Here is a 19018-nt window from a genome sequence, read left to right as displayed (position 1 = left end):
GTGCGAGGGATGAGCGAGTGGAACGAGCGAATCGGTTGGGGAGGGCGTGGCTATTCCCCGTTGCCACGGTAGCAGGTCACTTCTTTTCATGTAACCCCTCAGAACTCACTGTTCCGTTCACTGCTGTATCGAGTACGACTCGAAAGAAAATCACAGCATCGAATGCGAACAGTACAAGTTCACGAGAGAACGATCGTCACCCTTCATTTAGTCCGTATCCGTCGACTCGTCGCCCTCGACCGGCTCGGCATCTACTACCGTGGACCGGGAGTCCGGAACGACGATCGACTGCTCGAGCACCGACGCCCGAAGCGTCGGCTTCGATTCCGTCGCTTCCTGTCGGTACGACGCCCCCGATCGATCTCGACGGACGCCTCGCGGCGTCAGATAGTCGCCGTCGACGTCGATCCCGGCACCCTCGCAGAGTCGCCGCAACACCGACCGTGCCCCTTCGGTGGTGATCGCCGGCGGCGCGATCGAGCGCTCACGGGCGAGTTCCGTCGCCGTCGCGTCCTCGAGCAGGGATTCGATCGTCTCGTTGTCGTACCCTCGATCGCGCAGCACGGACCGCACGCGACCGGCGATCGACGGCGCGTGGGCCGTCGGGAACAGCGGCCAGTCGTTCGACGGCGGATCGAGGACGACCCGGTAGCGGCGCAACGGCGTCCGGGCGCGGGCGGGGAGGGGAACGTCCTCGAGTCGCTGAGACTTTCCGAGGACGCGGATCGTTCCCGTGTAGAAATCGACATCGTCCCACGTGGCACCCGTCCGGCGATCGTCGTCGGGGACCCGGAACAGCTCCGATCCGCGGACCGTCGAGTGAGCGAGGACGGCTACCATCGCGTACTCGCGCAGTCGGCCGCGTCGCTCGTGCATCGATCGACCGGTATCGAGCGCCCGCTCGCGGACGTACCGCTCGAGTTCGCGACGCTGCCGCGCGGTCCAGAAATCGCTCGCCGGTCGCTCGTCGGCGGTTGGTAGCGCGGCCTCAGCGCGGTCGGTCGCGGCGGGGTTGTCCGCGAGGATCCCGCCGCGGACGCACCACGAGAGGAACGCCCGGACGACCGCGTAGTACGTGCCGGCGGTCGAGGCGGTGTACTCGCCGCGACCGGTTTTGCGCCGGAGTTCCTCCGCGTACGCGCGCATGTGTTCGACCTCGAGTGCGAACAGGGAGGTCAGTCCGTGATCCCGATCGAGCCAGTCGGCCCACCGGCGGAGGATCGATTCCGCGTTGGACGCGTAGGCTCCGGCACCCGAGCCGTCCGGATCGCCGACGGCCTTTCGCTGCAGGTAGGCGTCGACCGCGTCCGTGATCGCCACCTCGGTCACGGGCCGATCACCCGCCGTCGAGCCGCTCGAGCGATCGCGGCCGGTCGCCGGTTCCGGCGCGGATCGCTTTCCGGTCGCTCGAGTGACCCGTCGGGACGCTCAGACCGGATCGCGGGGGCGACACCACGTATCATCCGTTCGTGTGATACTGCTCCTCCGTCCTAAATCTGTGTTTCGGTCACGGGGAATCTGAAAAAAGACGGATCGATCACTGGATCCGGAACGGTACCGATGAACGACGTAGCGGCTCAACGATGCAACGACGTAGCGGCTCAACGATGCAACGACGTAGCGGCTCAACGATGCAACGACGTAGCGGCTCAACGATGCAACGACGTAGCGGCTCAACGATGCAACGACGTAGCGGCTCAACGATGCAACGACGCGAGATTCAGTTTGTCGCGCCGAATCGGAGGACGTCAGCGTGATCGCTGATGAGCCCGTCGACGCCGACCGCTGCGAGCCGCTCCGCCTGGTACCACGTCTCGAGCGTGAAGACGTTCACGGTCCGGTCCTCCTCGTGGGCTACATCGAGGAGGTCGATATCGGACCAGCCCGCGTCGTCCTCGGAGTGCTGATCGGCGTAGAACGGCGTCCCACGGATCATGTGATAGGGCGGATGGATCGCTTCGGCGTCGTACCGTCGAGCGATCTCGACGCCGTCCCGAACGGAGTTCCAGAGTAGCGGTGCGACCGCATAGTCGGACGCGTCGCGGGTCGTCGCCAACGCCGCCTCGTAGAACGACGAATAGAGGAACTCGTGATCGAAGTCGTCGACGACCGTGAGCACCCGCGCGACGAACGGTTGCCAGATCGCTTTCTGCGTCTCGAGGTCGTCGCCCGAAAGCGATTCGGCGAACCGTACGTCGAACGAGCCCGGATTCTTCAGTTCGACGTTGACGCCGACGTGACTCGGGATCGCCTCGAGCACGGTCCGAAGGCGAGGGACGGTTTCCCCGCTCTCGAGGACATCGGCGCTCGTAACGGTCTCCGTGTCCGTCTCCCAGACGACGCCCGCAGTGTCCGTGAGTCCACGGTCGCCGCCGTCGCGTTCGGCGAGGCGGTCGTCGTGAAAGACGACGATATCGCCATCGGCCGTCGGGACGACATCGATCTCGATCATATCCGCACCGCGGGACGGCGCAGACGATGATTGTCCGCCGCGGGCCGCGGCCTCGACAGCGCCAACGGTGTTTTCGGGATACAGGCCGGCGAACCCGCGGTGAGCGATGAGATCCGGATCGCCCGTACGATCGAAGAACCGATCTGTGTCTCGATCGTCGCCTCGCCGATCGCCGGCACCGCCAGGTCCTGTCCCGTGACCGGGGGATGCACCGGCGGTGCTGACCAGTCCCGTCGCTGACGCACCCGCCGCGACGATAAACGACCGTCGGCGGAGCGCGGAGCCGCTCGTGTCCGGATGATCGGTTCGCCTCTCGTCAGTGGTATCGGACATCTGTACGTCCAGGAATACTAACTGACGTGAAAGCCGATTATAATTTCCGCCTATATCAGAACTGGAAAATACCCATGCGAACGTCTTTCACTGATCGCTTCTTGCAGCGACCGAGATCGCTCTCTCAGAGCGTAGTATCGAGCCCCTTCATATCGATCTGGCCGGCCAACCTGGGAGAGGACGTCCGCCTCGAGACGTCTGTGAACTCTCTGAATCCGTCTTACCGCCTCGATCGGTGGATTGAGCGCACTCGCTCCTTGTCGCTCTCCGATATGGGCCGACGAACAGACGGAGATTCACACTGATCACACACTGCACGAGAATTTAATATAGCGTTATAGAATATATACAACGGAGAGAGGCTCACGGGAAGCTGGCAGACGGTGACGCGGCGAGCAGCGCAATCTACTGTTCTCGGAACGAAATGCCGCAGCTACGGATCGAGGAACCTCAACAAACGAGTCGCGATCGAAGGCACTTTCGGATACCTCATCGACTGCGACCCTCTCTCAGGACGGATCCTGATGGCGAATTTTTTCGGCGGTCATCCCCGGCACCGGCGTCCCGCAGTCCGTGCACTTCCAGGTCGGCGTCGTCGTTCCGGACTCCTTCTCGAGGTCCTGTTTGAACTCGAGGCGTGCGCCACACGCACACCGGTAGGTGGTGCGGGTCATGGCGGAACCGACTCTCTCGAATCGGAAAAACGGTTTGCCGCGAGAGAATAGCTCGGCTGACGAGTCGGGCGCGAGTTCCCGCCGCTGGATCCGACGGTGGCCGTTCCGGGAAGACCACGACCGACCCCGTCCGTCGAAACGAGCCGGGAGCACCAACAGCGATCTCGAGACTCGATTCGATTGACGGTTCGGACGCCGCAACCCCCGGGTTCATCCGCGTGTGAGCTGTTCCTCGCGCCTCGACGCGAGGTCATCCGCGCAGTTCGTCACGAGGGGAGCCGACGGTCGATGCGCTCGAACCTCGATCAGTCCAGTCGTATCGCCCGGGAACACCGCTGTCAAGGAAGCTGGGGCCGTCAGTGGGAGACGAATGCCAGACCGACACCGAATCCGGATCGAGATCGCGGCGACGGGACGGAGGCCACCGGAACTCGCGGCCGTCCATCACGAGGCCCCGTCCGACGACTGGCTCGTCTTCTGTCACGGCCTTCGGAGCGACAAATCCGGCAGCTACGAGCGGCGATGTCGCCGTGCGGTCGCGGCCGGCTACAACGCGGTTCGATTCGACTGTCGCGGCTGTGGCGAATCGGACGGAGAGTTCGCCGAGTCCACGCTCGAGGCGCGACTGAACGACCTCCGTCGCGTCGTCGACTACTTCGATCCCGACTCGTACGCCCTGTTCGGCTCGAGTTTCGGCGGGAAAGTCGCGTTCCACGCCGGAGCAGCCGACGACCGAGTCGAAGCGATTGCCACGCGAGCGCCGGTGACAACCAATGAGACGTTCGACGAGTATCGGGCGACGATCGAACGCGAGGGTGAGGTGACCTTCGACACCGGCGAGCGCCTCGACCAGCGGTTCTTCGACCACCTCGATCGGTATCCGTTCGACGACGTCGCGTCGACGCTGTCGGTTCCGGTCGCGATTGTCCACGGTGGGGACGACGGCGTCGTCGATCCCGCCGACAGCTTCGACGCCGCCCGGCGACTCGAGACCGACGTCCTCCTCGAGCGATTCGCAGGCGAAGGCCACCGATTCTCGCGGGACGGCGAGGATCGGTTGCTCGAGCGGCTGTTCGGCTGGCTCGAGTGGGCAGTCGGTCGCCCCTGAGACGGCTCGATCGGGCACCGGCCACTCTAATAAACCATATTTCGATATACAAAATCACACGTTCGAGCGAACGCCGCCCGCTACGAGTGCCGGTTCTTGCCGGACTCGATTCCGGACTGCATGAACTGCGCTAATATGCGGCCGATACTGCTCCCGGCCGTCCACATCGCCTCTTCGGCGACGGTATCGCCGTCCGTCGCAACTGCTAACAGCACGGTGCTGTCGTCGACCATGAGCGTTCGTCCGGCGAAATCGGCCGGGTTGTCTTCGCCCATCACGATCACGGTGATCGGACTGTCAGCGAACCGCTCCCGTCCCGATTCCTCGGCCGTGACGACGGTGACGGCTACTCCCTCCGCGGCCCGCTCTCGGAGCGTCGTTTCGATCGTCTCGGATATTGCGTTCTCCGACGGCGCGACGAAGACGGCGCTCGAGTCGGCCGATTCGAGCAGCTCCGCGATCCGGTCGTCGATCGGCTGCCGGCCGCGAAGCGTCGAGACGGACCCGTCGTCTGCGCGTTCGGGCGGCGTCGTCCGAAGTTCGGCGAGGTTCTCGAAGGCTCGCTCCCGTTCGCGCTCGAGGCGATCGGTCAACTGTTCGCGGGCCGCCGAGAGGCTCACCGGCCGATATCGCTTGGGCGACGATTCGGTCAGTTCGACGAGTCCGCGCTCGACGAGGTCGTCGGCTGTGCCGTACACCTGTGAACGCGGAACCTCGGAGACGTCGCTGATCTCTTGGGCAGTCCCCTCCCCCAGCTCCTGGAGCGCGACGAAGACGCGCGCCTGATAGTTCGGTAATCCGAGTCGTTTCAACGCCGCGACCGCATCTCGTGTACTCATAGCTAAATTCGGTTGCTCGCACCCCGTGATCCGCTCGTGATTCTGCGCTCCGATTGTGGCTCCTTGGTTCAGGGGGCCTATCAGTAACGGGGATTTGCCTGTGTACGTATTTAGTAGAAACGTACAATATTTATGCTGGTCGGACTGCAACGGTCGAGCAATGAATCCGGCCGAACGGTACGCGGCGTTCGTGACCGACCACAGCAAACTCATTATCGCGGTTTTGCTGGTACTGACAGTGCTCATCGGGAGTGCAGCGGGAAACGTCGATTCGGGGCTGACCATCGCGAATTTCGAGGGCGACTCGACGGAGGCCGAGAAGTACGACGCGCTCCAGCAGAACTTCACGACCGAGGGCGAGAACACGACCGTCGTCCAGGTCGTGGTCCGGGACGAGAACGTCCTCTCGAAGGAGTCGCTCCTCGAGACGCTGCGCTTTCAGCAGGCCGTGACGAACGAGTCAGCCGTGAACGCGACGTTGCGAGAGCGCCGGCCGACGGTCGGCCTCTCGAATATCGTCGCGACGACGGCCGTTCGCCAGTCCGCGGACGGAAACGGATCCGAGCAGTCAGCGAGTAATATGAGCCCGTCTGCGACGCCGTCGCTTCGCACACAGATCTCACAGCTCGAGTCGATGTCCGAACGCGAGGTCGAAGCGACGGTCGAACGGGTGCTGGCACCCGATTCGGACGTTCGGGGGCCCGTCGACCCCTACGCGCTGTTGACGACCGACTACGAGCAGGGGTCGACGACTGCGACGGGACGCGTCACGTACGTGTTTCAGGACACGAGCGACGCGACCGGCGACGACCTGCCCCAGGACGTCGTCGACGCCCAACTCGAGATGCGGGACCTCTCCGCGAGCGAGCTCCAGTCCGCCGAGAGCTTCGTCTTCGGTGCCGGGATCGTCGACGCGGAGAGCACGCAGGCGACCGGCGAGAGCTTCGCGATCATCTCACCGATCGCGCTCCTGTTGATTCTCGTCGTTCTCGGCGTCGCCTACCGTGATATCGTCGACGTCGCGCTCGGGCTGGTCGGCGTCGCGCTCGTTCTCACGTGGATGGCCGGATTCATGGGATGGGCGGGGATCGGCGTGACGCAGATCTTGATCGCCGTTCCGTTCCTGTTGATCGGACTGAGCATCGATTACGCGTTACACGTGGTGATGCGGTATCGCGAGGCCCAACTCGACGATTCCGGCGCGACGCCTCGAGAAGCGATGCGCCGCGGTCTCACCGGCGTCGTCATCGCCATCGGCGCGGCCACGTTCACGACGTCCGTCGGCTTCCTCTCGAACGCGGTCAGTCCGCTCGAGTCGATCCGAGAGTTCGGCATCGTCAGCGCCGCGGGGATCGTCGCGGCGTTTCTCGTCTTCGGCGCGTTGCTCCCCGCGCTGAAACTCGAGGTCGATGGGCTGCTCAGACGGATCGGATTTTCTCGCCGGTCGCCCGCGTTCGGCCGAGGTGGCATCGCGGGAACCGTTCTCAGTGTCGGGGCCGATATCGCCCGGCGAGCGCCGTACGTCGTCATCGGCGTCGCAGTCCTCTTGAGCGTCGCGGGCGGTGCCGCCGCCGCCGACATCGATACGTCGCTCGACCGGACGGATTTCCTCCCGCGGGACTCGCCGGACTGGATGGACTCGCTCCCCGGACCGTTTCAGCCGAGCGACTACGAACTCCGCGCGAACGCCGAGTACCTCGACGAGAACTTCGCCCAGTCGAACGACCAGTCGCGGGCCGAGTTCCTGATAGAGGGACCGGTCACCGATCCGGCGACGCTCGAGCGGATCGCGGACGGCAAGGCGCACGCGTCGAATACGTCCTCCGCAGTGAAACTGGCCGACGGGAGCCTGCAGGCGACCGGGCCGCTGGAGACGATCGAGTCGGTCGCCGCGACCAACGAGACGGTCGCCGCCGTGGTCGACGAGGCCGATACGGACGGCGACGGGGTGCCCGATGAGAACCTCACCGCGGTGTACGACGCCGTCTACGCCGCCGACTCGGAGGCGGCCGAGGCGACGATCCACCGCGACGACGGCGAGTATCGCGCGCTTCGTCTCTCCGTCGGCGTGTCCGGCGGGGCGGATACCAGAACGATCACGGAGGAGATGCGCGAGGTCGCGACGACGATCGAGGAAGCGTCCGACCTGACGGTGACTGCGACCGGCCAGCCGATCGTCGAGGAACTCGTCCAGCGAGGGTTGCTCACGACGCTCGTACAGGGATTCCTCATCACGTTCGGAGTCATCGTCGCGTTCCTGACGCTGATCTTCTGGCTCCGGTATCGCACGCTCACGCTCGGCGCGGTCGTGATGGCCCCCGTTTTGCTCTCGCAGGCGTGGTTGTTCGGAACGATGTACCTCGCGGGGATCGCGTTCACGCCCGAAACGGCCATCATCGCCGCGATCGGGATCGGGATCGGCGTCGACTACGCCATCCACATCGGCGAACGGTTCCTCGAGGAATACCAGGGCGGCGATCACATCGCGTCACTTCGGCGGACGGTTCGCGGAACCGGCGGTGCGTTGCTGGCCAGCGCGGTGACGACCGCGGCCGGGTTCGGCGTGCTCGTGTTCGCGCTCGTTCCGTCGCTCCAGCGGTTCGGATTCGTCACGAGCGTCGCGATCGGATACGCGTTCCTCGCGAGTATCCTCGTCCTCCCGAGTTTGCTCGCGGTGTGGGCACTCCGCACTGACTACGTTGGTGCGGACGCGAATACCGACGCTGCCGCCTGATCGCGTCGAAATCACGTCTCTCAGACGACGACTTTCGGGAGTCTTTTCTCACTCAGAAAAACCGGACGGCTTTTCATAGTTATACCGAAACAAACAGGTATACCAGTGAGTGAGGATACCGACTTGTCGACGCTGCTCGCGGTGCTCGACGACGAGTACGCACGGGACATCCTCACCCATACGAGCGTCGAACCCATGTCTGCCAGTACCCTGAGCGAACGGTGTGACGCCTCCCTCCCGACGATCTATCGGCGACTCGACCGACTCGAGGAGTGTCACCTCGTCACCGAAGAGACGGAACTCGCCCCGGACGGCAACCACTACAGCGTCTACAGTGCGAATCTTGACCGGCTGGAACTGTCGCTAGATGATGGCTCGTTCTCTCTGGAGTTGACGTACCGCGAGGAAGACGTTGCCGACAAGTTTACGCGCATGTGGGAGGGGATGCGATGAGTCGGAACGTCGTGCGGATCGACGAGGCGACGGTGTTCGAGCTGTTGACCGTCGCGAGTCTCTTCCTCGTCGCGCTCTTCGGGACGCTCATCGCCTATCAGGCCTACCGTGGGTACCGCCGGAACGATGCTCGGTCCATGCTGTATCTCGCGCTCGGGCTCCTCCTGTTGACGCTGTTCCCGTTCCTGCTCAACGTCGCGGTCACGACGCTGGTCGATCCCGAGCAGGTCGTCATCGCGCTGCTCGAGAACGTGAGTCGGCTGCTGGGTCTGGTTGCGATCACCTATTCGTTGTACGGTCACCATTGACGGTACCGTCGAGAGTACGGTCACCAGCAGCGGACGACAGCGTCGAAAAGCGAACCGAGCCAACGGAATTTCAGTACCGCTAGCGACGGGAGCGGGCCGAAGCGATCCACTGACGACCGAATCCTGTCGGCAGCAAGTGGGGTCCGCCGACGCAACGCGGCCCCACGAGAGGGGGAATCGCGGGACTGCGTGGGACGTGCGTCGCGACCCCGGGATGATCGGATACGGGAAGCACGGGGGACCACCAAGGCGTGTGGGGATGGCCTCTCTCGTCCCCCATGCGTTCGTGACAGTGCCGTTGTATTAGTTATACGAGTGTGTTTTCTGGGTCGGAAAATACGGCGTCCCGTCCGGATCGGAAACGACCGCGTCCCCGCGGCCTCGGCGTCACGTTCCGGAGCTTTCTTCGAGATCGACAGCGTCGATCCGCTATGCACTATCTCGCGGGAACTGACTCCGTCCACACGACGGCGGCGATCTGTGACTATCTCGACGAGCGAGCGACGGGCGACGACACCGTGACCGCGATCGCGGTCGTTCCGCCCGACGATCCGACGGCGCGCCGCGACGGCGACGAAGCGCTGAACGTGGCTCCCGTTCGACTCGCGACCGTCGGTGACGTCGCGACCGAGCGTCGCTCCGGTCCCCCCGCGGACACGCTCGCCGAGGCAGCGAGGGAGTTCGATGTCGACGAAATCGTCATCGGCGCACACGGCGGCGATCCCGATGCGACGCACGAACTCGGCTCGACCGCCCGACGGCTCCTCGCGGACGCGATCCGACCGGTCGTCGTCGTCCAAATTCCCGACAGCTGACGCTCGAGCGGTCGATCGAGGGCCGACGAAACGACAGTCTTCCGGACGGTAACGAACGTCTACTTAATTCATCGGTCGATGACGGACGAGTCGATGAACGACTCGATACCGTTGTTCGAAATTCCGTGGGACCAGCGGGACGTGGCCAACGCCGTCGATTCTATCACTCGAGGCAGCTACTGGGCGAACGGGCCGTACGTCGAGGCGTTCGAAGCGGGCCTCGAGGAGTATCTCGGCGTCGAACACGCGGTGACGGTCAGTTCGGGAACGACCGCACTGGTGGCCGCGCTGACCGCTCACGACGTGGGCGAGGACGACGAGGTGATCGTCCCCTCGTTCACGTTCATCGCGACGGCGAACGCCGTTCGCCAGGTCGGTGCACGACCGGTATTTGCGGACATCCAGCGTGCGGCCTACGGGCTCGATCCGGACGCCGTCGCCGACGCGATTTCTGACGACACGGCTGCAATCGTCCCCGTCCACCCCTACGGTGCCTCCTGTGAAATCGACGCGCTCACCGAGCTGGCCGCCGACGCCGATATCCCGCTGATCGAGGACGCGGCCGAGGCGTTCGGGGCCGATTACGAGGGGAAACTCCTGGGGACGTTCGGGGAATCCGCAGCGTTGAGCTTCTGTCAGAACAAGATCCTCCCGACGGGCGAGGGCGGTGCTGTCGTCACCGACGACGACGAGATCGCGGCTCGGGTCGAACGGTATCGATCACACGGTCGCGCGTCCGACGAGTACTTCCAGTCGGCCGACAGCGGCGAGTACGTCGGCGTCGGTACGAACGTCCGGATGTCCGATCTCGTCGCGAGCATCGGTTGCGCTCAACTCGAGAAGGTGGAGGCTAACATCACCGGTCGACGACGTGCAGCCGACCGCCTGTCGACGGGGCTCGCCGACGTGCCCGGCGTCGAACCGCACACGGCCACCGGTCGCGGCCGGCACGTCTATCAGCTGTATACGGTCACGCTCGGGGCGGACGTCGATCGATCGGTCGTTATCGACACCCTGACCGAGCGAGAGATCGCGTCGAAAGTCTACTGGGAACCCGCCGTCCATCAGACGCAAGCCTACAGCGATGAGGACGACGAGTCGGCGTCGCTGCCCGTCACCGAGGACGTGGCCGGTCGCGTGCTTTCCCTCCCGATTCACCCAGAGTTGCGCCCCGCGGAGGTCGATCGGATCGTCGCCGGCGTCCGCGCGGGCATCGAACGCGGCCGTTCTACTGCGCCGAGTCTCGAGGCTCGAGACGCCCGGTCGAAGTGAATGCGATCGCCGCTCGCGCGGTTCGATCGTTCCGGACGATTCGAACCGAAAGCGCATCCGTTGGCGGCCGTTCTGCCACCAAAACGTATCCATAACAAAGGGGTACCGTCAGGGTAGACTGAACAAGCCGTGTCGGCGTCGGTGTCCGACCGACCACGTGCGGCAGTCGATAACGCAACCATGAGATGGCCAGTCACAGCAGACGAAGGGATGTCAATCCGCGAAGCGATGGCCCAGATGGATCGCTCCGGATCGGGAGGTATCGTCCTTGTCGACGAGGAGAATCGGCTCGTCGGGACCGCGACGAACGACCGTCTCAGACGGAACCTTCGTTCGGGGGTCGCACTGGAGACGCCGCTATCGGCCGTCGTCAACGACGATCCGACCGTCATCGATGCGGACGAAACGAGTCGTCCGACCGGCGGACGACTGAGTTCGAAGACTGGGGGTGATCGAAACGGGTCCGCGGCGAGTGGGGATCGACCCGACGCGACGGCGGGGGATCGGATCGGCACTGCAACGAAGGGGGACCGGATCGGATTCGCGATAGAACGTGATCGGACCGGCTCCACCGTGGTCCCGGTCGTCGGCGGGAACGGCGGCGTCGACGTGACCGTAGTGGCTGACGACGACCGACCGCACAATGGGGGAATCGACCCGACTGCCGTCCAGACGGTCCTCGTGGTCGGCGGTGCGGGGTATCTCGGATCCGTTCTCTGCCGACAACTGCTCGACGACGGGTTCGACGTCCGCGTGCTCGATCCGCTGTTGTACGGCGATTCCGGGATCGCTGACCTCCTCGAGCGCGACCGATTCTCGGTGATCCGGGGCGACGCTCGATCGGTGGAGACGGTCGTCGACGCGGTCGCGGGAGTCGACGCCGTCGTCCACCTTGGCGGCATCGTCGGCGACCCCGCTTCCGAACTCGATCCGCGGAAGACCCTCGAGTACAACTATCACTCGACGCAGTTGCTCGCGTCGCTGTCCAAGTACTACCAGATCAATCGCTTCCTGTTCGCGTCCTCCTGTAGCGTCTATGGGAGGGTCGAAGCCGATACCGGACACTGCACCGAAGACGCGCCGCTCAACCCCGTCTCGCTGTACGCCCGGTTGAAGATCCAGTCCGAACGAGTGCTTCGCTCCTTCGCCGACGGGAACTTCTCGCCGACGATCCTCCGGATGGCGACGGTCTACGGTCGATCGCCGCGGATGCGATTCGATCTGGTCGGGAACGTGCTGCCCGCCAAGGCGTACCACGAGGGTGTCGTTCCCGTCTTCGGCGGCGATCAGTATCGGCCGAACGTCCACGTCGACGATGCCGCACGCGCCTACGTCGACTGCCTGACTGCGCCCATCGAGGACGTCGGGGATACCGTCTTCAACGTCGGATCGACGCTACAGAACTACCGGATCGACGAACTCGCGACGATCGTCTCCGACTGTTTCCCCGACGCCGGGATCGAGTATCACGACGATCGGACGGACGACCGAAGTTATCGGGTCGCCTTCGATCGGATCGCCGACGTGCTCGGCTATGAGGCCGACGTGACCGTCCGCGACCACTGTCAGGAGCTCCGGACCGCGTTCGAATCCGGCGAGTTCACCGACTATACCGCCGATCGCTACAACAACTGTGCGAGTCTCGAGGGGCTCGATGAGTTCGAACGAACAGCCACGGTTCCCGACCACCACGAGCCCCCCACGCAGGAGACGCTGCCCTCCACGGGCATATGACTCGGTGGGGCCGCTCGAGACGTGCGTTTTACTGCTGACCACAACTCCTGTGGGGCCGTCGAATCGATCGAGAGGATCGATGGGCAGTCGAGTGACAACCGATCGATGGCGCAAGCGAGCGGAGAACGAGAATCCCGTCTAGAACGGGAACAGCGAGTCGGCCTCGAGGTCGCGCTCGATGAGTTCGATCTCGTGGCCGTCCTGGTCCGTCGTGAACGCGTACATGTTATCACAGCTCTCGGGATCGCGGTAGTCCGCGGCCTCCCGTGTCATGAGCCGATCCCAGTCCTCGGCGAGGTCGTCGATGCGGAGACAGAGGTGGCCCCAGGCGTCGCCCATCTCGTAGCTGCGGCCGTCGTAGTTGTAGGTGAGTTCGACGGACATCGCCTCAGGGGCGGCGTCTTCGGGTTCGACGAAGTAGTTCGCGAAGGTGTCGGATTCCCAGCGGCCGACCTCGTCGTACTCGAACTTGCGCGTCCAGAAGCCAAGCGCCTCGTCGGCGTCCTCGACGCGGATCATGGTGTGATCGAGCGACCACAGCGCGCCCTGATCGCGCTGGACGATCTCGATCTCGTGGCCGTCGGGGTCTTTCACGAACGCGTACCGGCCGCCACAGGACTCGGGATCGCGGTAGTCCTCGACGCCCTCGTCCATCAATTGCTGGTAGTAGTCCTCGAGTTCGCCCTCCGGAACCCGGACCGCGATGTGGCCCCAGGCATCACCGACCTCGGGCTCCTCGCCCTCGTTGTGGGTAATCTCGAGCATCGCCCCGTCCTCGTGCATCGCTTCCGGCCCGAGGTAGACGATGGTGAAGTCGTCGCCCTCGAAGCGGTCCTTCTCCTCGTACTCGAGATGGGTCCGGTACCACTCGAGCGATTCCTCGAGGTCAGCGACGCGAATCATCGTGTGATCGAGCGTTCCGTCCATATGCTACCACTGACTTGCGGACGGCAAAAATATGGCGAAGGCGGCGGTCTAGTCGAGGTCTTCCGGGGTGGATCCGGGTTCGGCCTCGGGCTCTCGACCGGTGCGGTCGACGTCGGCCGAGGAGGCCTTGGGAGCAAGGCCTTTGCGCTGGGCATCGATCTCCGAAAGCCCGTAGACGAGTCCGATCAGTAGGATGACTCCGAGGGGGAGGAAGACCATCCACGGAACACCGAAGAAGCCGTAGAGCGCGTAACAGACGATCACGACGAACAGGACGGTTCCGGCGTAGTAGAGCTGCGTACGGATGTGATCGATGAGATCGGCCCCGGTAAACGTCGCCGAGAGGACCGAGGTGTCGGAAATCGGTGACGAGTGGTCCCCGAAGATCGCGCCCGAAAACACCGCCCCGACCATCACCGGCATGAGTTCGAACGTGCCGGTGAGTTCGTAGGCGACGCGGATCGAGATCGGTGTGACGATGCCCATCGTCGCCCACGACGAGCCCATGGTGAACGCGACGAACGCCGACACGAGCAACACGACGATCGGGAGAATGGCCGGCGAAACGACCCCTTCCGCGACGCCGGCGACGTAGTTTCCAGTGCCGAGTTCCTCCGCGACCGCACTGATCGACCAGGCGAGGACCAGGATCGTCACCGCGGTCAGCATGAGATTGAATCCCTCGAGAATCGTGTCGACACCGTCATCCAGATCGAAGAGGTCGTAGGCCAGACCGATGAGGATCAGGGTCGCGACCATCGCGAACGAGCCCCAGACGAGCGCGGCGGCGAAGTCGCCCGCGCCGACGACGTCGACCAGCACCTGTACGACGCTGTCGTTGCCGAGAGCGGTCTCGAGCGACGTCGTCGCGCCCGCCTCAGCCTGCTCGTCGAGCCACGACTGATAGCCGGTCCAGAACGCCCCGGAGAGCGTGACCGCGACCAGTACGACGATCGGTGCGAAGAACGTCCGGAGCATCGGTCGATCCTCGATCGGCGCACCCAGATCCTTCTCGACTTCCTGGAGGGGCTGTGCCTCGTCGCGGTTTACTTTTCCTGTCTGCCACGATCGGTGTTCGGCGTCGAGCATCTCTCCGTAATCACGCTGTGACACGACGATGACGCCCACCATGACGATCGCCAGCAGAGAGTACGTATTGAACGGAACCGAACTGACGAACGTCTCGAACACGCCCGGCGTGTCAGCTGCGGTGACGGCGTAGTCGTCGCTCTCGACGAGCGCGGTGTATCCGTCGTCGATCATCGACAGCTGGAACGCGACCCAGCTCGAGAGCCCGATCGTCGCGACGGGCGCGGCTGTCGAGTCGACGATGTAGGAGAGTTTTTCCCGGGAGATGCGCAGCTGATCCGAGATCTCGCGCATCGTACTGCCGACGATCGCCGTGTTAGCGTAATCGTCGAAAAACAGGAGTATTCCCAGTATCCACGTCGCCAGCCCGGTCTTGCGCTGGGTCTCGAGTCGGCTCGTCGCCCAGTTGCGGACGGCGGTCGCACCGCCGAGTCGCCAGATCAGTGCCACGCCCGATCCGAGCAGCAGGGTGAACACCAGGATATTCGCGTGGAACACGTCCGCGATCGCCGCGGCGATCCACTCGAACGTTTGTCCGATGCCGATGCTTCCGGTGGCGATGACTCCGCCCGACCAGATCCCGAGGAACAGCGACAGGATCGGTCGCCGCGTCCAGATTGCGAGGACGATCGCGAGCAGCGGCGGAGCCAGCGAGAGTGCACCGAATTCAGCCATACCTACCTAGTCTTCGGGCCGTCGTATATTCTTCACCGTTCCGATCCGAATACTGTCAAATAAATCATTTTATGTGGAGAGATGTCGGGAACTGATAATGTAACGCATTATATACTCTATTCCTCGGGATAATGTATACTATTTTGCATTATTCTCCGACGAATCCTTTTCAGAAGTGAGTGCGGTGACGGATACGTATGAGTGGGGCCGAACCGACTACCGTCGCAGAATCAGCTTCAGTACGTCCTCGTCCTCGAGGACGTGATCCTTCCCCACCTGCTGTTGATCGTGGGCCGCGCTGGGGCCGGTGACCCGGGCGAAGCGGAATCGCTCTTCCATCTCACCCCCGAGTTTCTCGATGGCCTCGCCGACAGTGGTTCCCCGCTCGACCACGAGCGGTTCCTCCCAGTCGATGCCGCGGCCGGGTTTCTCCATGTAGACGCGGATGAGACCGAGTCGCTCCCAGATCCGATCCTTGAGCACGTCGAGGCCCTTCTCCTCCTCGGCGCTGATGAACGTCACTTCCTCGGGGTCTAAGTCGCGCTGACGTAACTCCTCGTCGACCGTCTCCTTGTAATCGGGATCGATCAGATCGACCTTGTTGACGCAGGTGATCGAGGGGATGTACTCCCGATTCTCCATCAGTCCGTCGACCAGCCGGTCGATGGAGACGTTCTCTTGCAGGTTGACGACGGCGTTGACGTAGCCGTGCTCGCGGATGACCTGCTTGATCGTGTCCTCGTCCAAGTCCTGGTCGGTGCTCGAGGTGATCTTGATGCCGTCTTTGATTTTCGGCCGGACCGTGACCTGCGGGGGCTCCTGATCGACGCGGATGTTGATGTCGTAGAGCTCCTCCTGGAGCCGGTCGTATTGCTCGATTTCGAACACCGAGAGCATGTAGATGATGAGGTCGGCGTTACGAACGACCGCCAGCACCTGCTGACCGCCGCCTTTGCCCGCCGCCGCGCCCTCGATCAGCCCCGGCACGTCGAGCAGCTGGATGTTCGCGCCGCGGTGGTTGAGCATCCCCGGGTTGACGTCCAGCGTCGTGAACTCGTAGGAGCCGGTTTCGCTCTCGGCGTTGGTCAGCGAGTTCAGCAGCGACGACTTGCCGACGCTCGGGAACCCCACCAGCGCGACCGTCGCGTCGCCGTGCTTCTCGACGGAATACCCGCCGCCGCCGCCCGATCCGGACTGCTGCGTCTCGAGTTTCTCCTTCTTCTCCGCGAGCTTCGACTTCAGCCGGCCGATGTGGGCCTCCGTCGACTTGTTGTAGGGCGTATTGGCTATTTCGTCCTCGATTTCCTCGATTTCGTCCTCGAGCCCCATTTGTCAGTATGCAACCGGCCGCGCCGAAAAACCCTTTCGAGACACGCGTTGAAGCACGCGAGGCGACGACGTCCGAACGAGTCCCGCCGTGCTCCGAGCGACTCGAACGGCCACATCGGTCGGACCAGTGACGGTCCCCGGACGTCCCGTCGAACTGAACACTCGTTTCCTCGATTGCGTTCCGTTCGCCAAGGTTGTGTTAGCTATACCGTTCTGTGATGCATCTGTCATCGTATGCGACGGCGAGAATACGTTACGGCAGTGGGGAGTAGCGTGGGTGCTATCGCGACGACGAGGGTCGGGGGTGCGCAGACGAGCGCCCTCGAGCGAGTCGTCCCGGCGGAGCGAACGACGGCCGTCCGACCCGGCGACGGCATCGGATTCGAAGCCGCGGCGTCCCCCGGTGTCGAACCGCAGGCGGCCGACTGGCGGGTCGACGGCCCGGACGGGGACGCTGTCACGCCGTACGATCCGTTTTACAGTTACACCTACGTCACGGGCAATCCGGCCGCCTCCGGTCAGTTCGACGAGTCGGGGACGCACGAGGTCAGCGTGACCGTCGACGGAACGACGATCACCTGGTCGGTCGAGGTCACCGAGAACGCGCCGGCGCCACCGAGCGTCGACGCGACCTCCGATCCGGGACCGGACGCCACGATCACGGTACGCGACGACGTCGAAGTGACGGCGTCCGCCGCCGACGAATCCGGGACACTTCGGCGGCTCTTCTGGCAGGAAGGACGCAACGCGACGTACGTCGACAGCGCTTTGCTGTCGGGATCGACGGCGACGGTCACGTACGCGATAGCCGGTCGCGACGCGATCTGGTTCATCGGCGGCTATCCGATGATGGCGTGGGTCGCCTGTCGCGACGGCCGCCTGTCGGTCGCCCGCACCAAGGGGCCGTCGATCGCCGCGGTGCGCGATGTGAGGATCACCGGGACGAACGCGCCGGTCCGTTCGGGTGAGGTTCTCGTCGTCGACGCAGAAATCGCGATCGACGGGGACTCCACCTACCACGCGTTCGTCGAAGCGACGCCCGAACTGATCGTCGGCCACGACCCCACGCGCGTCGACAGCGAAACGGTCGAGGTGTTCGCGGGGAACAGCGAGACGGTCCGACTCGAGTTCACCACGGCGACCGTGCGCAACACGCAGACGTTCCCCGTTCGCGTCGAGACGCGCCACGCGGCATCGGAGACCGACGTCACCGTCATCGGGACCGACGACGCCGAGAGTCACGGCCACCTCGAGGTGACCGACCTCGAGACGAACGCGCCCGTGACGGGTGGGGAACGGCTCGAGGTGACGGCGACGCTCGATAACTCCGGCGACGGACCGGCCAGCCGCGACGTCGAACTCGTCGTTGGGGACGACCCGACGACGGTCGACACGCGGGGGGTAACCGTCGGCGCTGGCGAGACGACGACCGTCACGCTGGGGTACGAGACCTATCCCGTCGAGAACGACGACCAGTTTCCCATCTCCGTCGAAACGGGCGATGACACTGCCACACGGTCGGTGCTCGTCTACGGCCGAAGCGGGGACGGGAACGGCGACGGCGGGGAACGGGACGAGGCGACGTTCGCGGTTTCGATCACCGGGACGAACGCGCCGGTGACCGGCGGCGAGTGGCTCTCGGTGACTGCCGTCGTCGAGAACGTGGGGAGTGCGCCCGGGAGACACGACACCAAACTCGTCGTGGGCCGCTCGCCCGAGGTGGTCGATACGCTTCGCGTGAGCCTCAATCCCGGCCAGTCCCAGCGGCTCGCGCTCGGTTACGAAACCTACCCCGTGACCAACGACGACACGTTCCCGATAGTAGTGCGATCGCCCCACGCGAGCGACAGGCGAACGGTGACAGTCCACGGAACGGGCTGATACTAGTACCGATCGCCAAGGCTCGACACTCGAGCGGGGACCGCGGGACCGTCAGGTACCGGGACTACACTTCCATGCCGAAGGCTCGTGCACGGAGGTCCCTCACTCGGAACCATTACCAATACCAACGGACTTCGACACACATAAGCGGCGCGCGCGGAATCAGTGCCGTATGTCAAACGCGTCGCAGCTGCGTGACAGCACCCAGATCGTCCTCCCCCGGGAGACGCTCGAGGGCCTCGAAGCGCAGCTCGACGACGAGTTCACGGTCTCCGTCGTCTCGGACGGCGAGGACCACTGCCGAATCATCGGCAGTCCCGTCGAAATCAAAGCCGCGAGCGACTTTCTCGCCCGTCACGGAATCAGTGTTCGCTGATCCGTCGGCTTCGAGCGGC

Annotated in this window: 16 protein-coding genes; 9 read left to right on the top strand and 7 right to left on the bottom strand. The window is 64.1% G+C overall.

The window, feature by feature from the left end; all coding sequences use genetic code 11:
* Positions 1–207: 207 nt before the first annotated feature.
* From LDH74_RS09470 to LDH74_RS09460, 3 genes are all read right to left on the bottom strand, one after another.
* Positions 208–1329, bottom strand: a complete 1122-nt coding sequence (locus LDH74_RS09470) for a recombinase XerD (RefSeq protein ID WP_226042254.1) — start codon at positions 1327–1329, stop codon at positions 208–210.
* Positions 1330–1720: 391 nt separating this feature from the next.
* Positions 1721–2785, bottom strand: a complete 1065-nt coding sequence (locus LDH74_RS09465; RefSeq protein WP_226042253.1) for a glycerophosphodiester phosphodiesterase — start codon at positions 2783–2785, stop codon at positions 1721–1723.
* 509 nt (positions 2786–3294) lie between these two features.
* Positions 3295–3459, bottom strand: a complete 165-nt coding sequence (locus LDH74_RS09460; RefSeq protein WP_226042252.1) for a hypothetical protein — start codon at positions 3457–3459, stop codon at positions 3295–3297.
* A gap of 370 nt (positions 3460–3829) precedes the next feature.
* On the opposite strand from LDH74_RS09460, the gene LDH74_RS09455 reads away from it, so the two are divergent.
* Positions 3830–4567: an alpha/beta fold hydrolase gene (locus tag LDH74_RS09455; protein WP_226042251.1), complete on the top strand. Its 738-nt coding sequence runs from the start codon at positions 3830–3832 to the stop codon at positions 4565–4567.
* A gap of 80 nt (positions 4568–4647) precedes the next feature.
* Here the strand turns inward: LDH74_RS09455 and LDH74_RS09450 are convergent, their stop codons facing one another.
* Positions 4648–5406: a helix-turn-helix domain-containing protein gene (locus LDH74_RS09450; RefSeq protein ID WP_226042250.1), complete on the bottom strand. Its 759-nt coding sequence runs from the start codon at positions 5404–5406 to the stop codon at positions 4648–4650.
* A 160-nt stretch (positions 5407–5566) separates the two neighbouring features.
* On the opposite strand from LDH74_RS09450, the gene LDH74_RS09445 reads away from it, so the two are divergent.
* The 6 genes from LDH74_RS09445 to LDH74_RS09420 all read left to right on the top strand — a co-directional run bounded on the left by LDH74_RS09445 (position 5567) and on the right by LDH74_RS09420 (position 12722).
* On the top strand, positions 5567–8140 hold the full coding sequence (locus tag LDH74_RS09445; protein ID WP_226042249.1) for an MMPL family transporter: 2574 nt from the start codon (positions 5567–5569) through the stop codon (positions 8138–8140).
* Positions 8141–8245: 105 nt separating this feature from the next.
* Entirely contained in the window at positions 8246–8593 is a 348-nt protein-coding gene (locus LDH74_RS09440; protein ID WP_226042248.1) for a winged helix-turn-helix domain-containing protein, read from the top strand.
* Entirely contained in the window at positions 8590–8901 is a 312-nt protein-coding gene (locus tag LDH74_RS09435; protein WP_226042247.1) for a hypothetical protein, read from the top strand. The genes LDH74_RS09440 and LDH74_RS09435 overlap by 4 nt, the downstream gene beginning before the upstream one ends.
* Before the next feature lie 431 nt (positions 8902–9332).
* Positions 9333–9716, top strand: a complete 384-nt coding sequence (locus tag LDH74_RS09430) for a universal stress protein (RefSeq protein ID WP_226042246.1) — start codon at positions 9333–9335, stop codon at positions 9714–9716.
* 93 nt (positions 9717–9809) lie between these two features.
* Positions 9810–10988, top strand: a complete 1179-nt coding sequence (locus tag LDH74_RS09425) for a DegT/DnrJ/EryC1/StrS family aminotransferase (protein WP_226042516.1) — start codon at positions 9810–9812, stop codon at positions 10986–10988.
* Positions 10989–11168: 180 nt separating this feature from the next.
* Complete coding sequence (locus tag LDH74_RS09420) at positions 11169–12722, top strand: NAD-dependent epimerase/dehydratase family protein (RefSeq protein ID WP_226042245.1); 1554 nt, start codon at positions 11169–11171, stop codon at positions 12720–12722.
* 138 nt (positions 12723–12860) lie between these two features.
* Here LDH74_RS09420 and LDH74_RS09415 read toward each other — a convergent pair whose 3' ends face one another.
* The 3 genes from LDH74_RS09415 to LDH74_RS09405 form a co-directional block, all read right to left on the bottom strand.
* A complete protein-coding gene (locus LDH74_RS09415; RefSeq protein WP_226042244.1) occupies positions 12861–13649 on the bottom strand; it encodes a VOC family protein in 789 nt (262 codons plus the stop codon).
* 48 nt (positions 13650–13697) lie between these two features.
* Positions 13698–15413, bottom strand: a complete 1716-nt coding sequence (locus LDH74_RS09410; RefSeq protein ID WP_226042243.1) for a Na+/H+ antiporter NhaC family protein — start codon at positions 15411–15413, stop codon at positions 13698–13700.
* 216 nt (positions 15414–15629) lie between these two features.
* On the bottom strand, positions 15630–16742 hold the full coding sequence (locus tag LDH74_RS09405; RefSeq protein WP_226042242.1) for a GTPase: 1113 nt from the start codon (positions 16740–16742) through the stop codon (positions 15630–15632).
* Between the two features lie 234 nt (positions 16743–16976).
* Between LDH74_RS09405 and LDH74_RS09400 the strand changes: the two genes are divergently transcribed.
* Entirely contained in the window at positions 16977–18623 is a 1647-nt protein-coding gene (locus LDH74_RS09400) for a hypothetical protein (RefSeq protein WP_226042241.1), read from the top strand.
* A 172-nt stretch (positions 18624–18795) separates the two neighbouring features.
* The gene (locus LDH74_RS09395; protein ID WP_226042240.1) at positions 18796–18999 is read left to right on the top strand and encodes a hypothetical protein; all 204 of its coding nucleotides are present in this window, start codon (positions 18796–18798) and stop codon (positions 18997–18999) included.
* The last annotated feature ends 19 nt before the right edge of the window (positions 19000–19018 follow it).

The organism is Natrinema sp. DC36, assembly GCF_020405225.1.
GTDB lineage: Archaea > Halobacteriota > Halobacteria > Halobacteriales > Natrialbaceae > Natrinema.
Note: the sequence above shows the minus strand (reverse complement) of the source record. Positions and strands in the feature narration are given on the sequence as shown.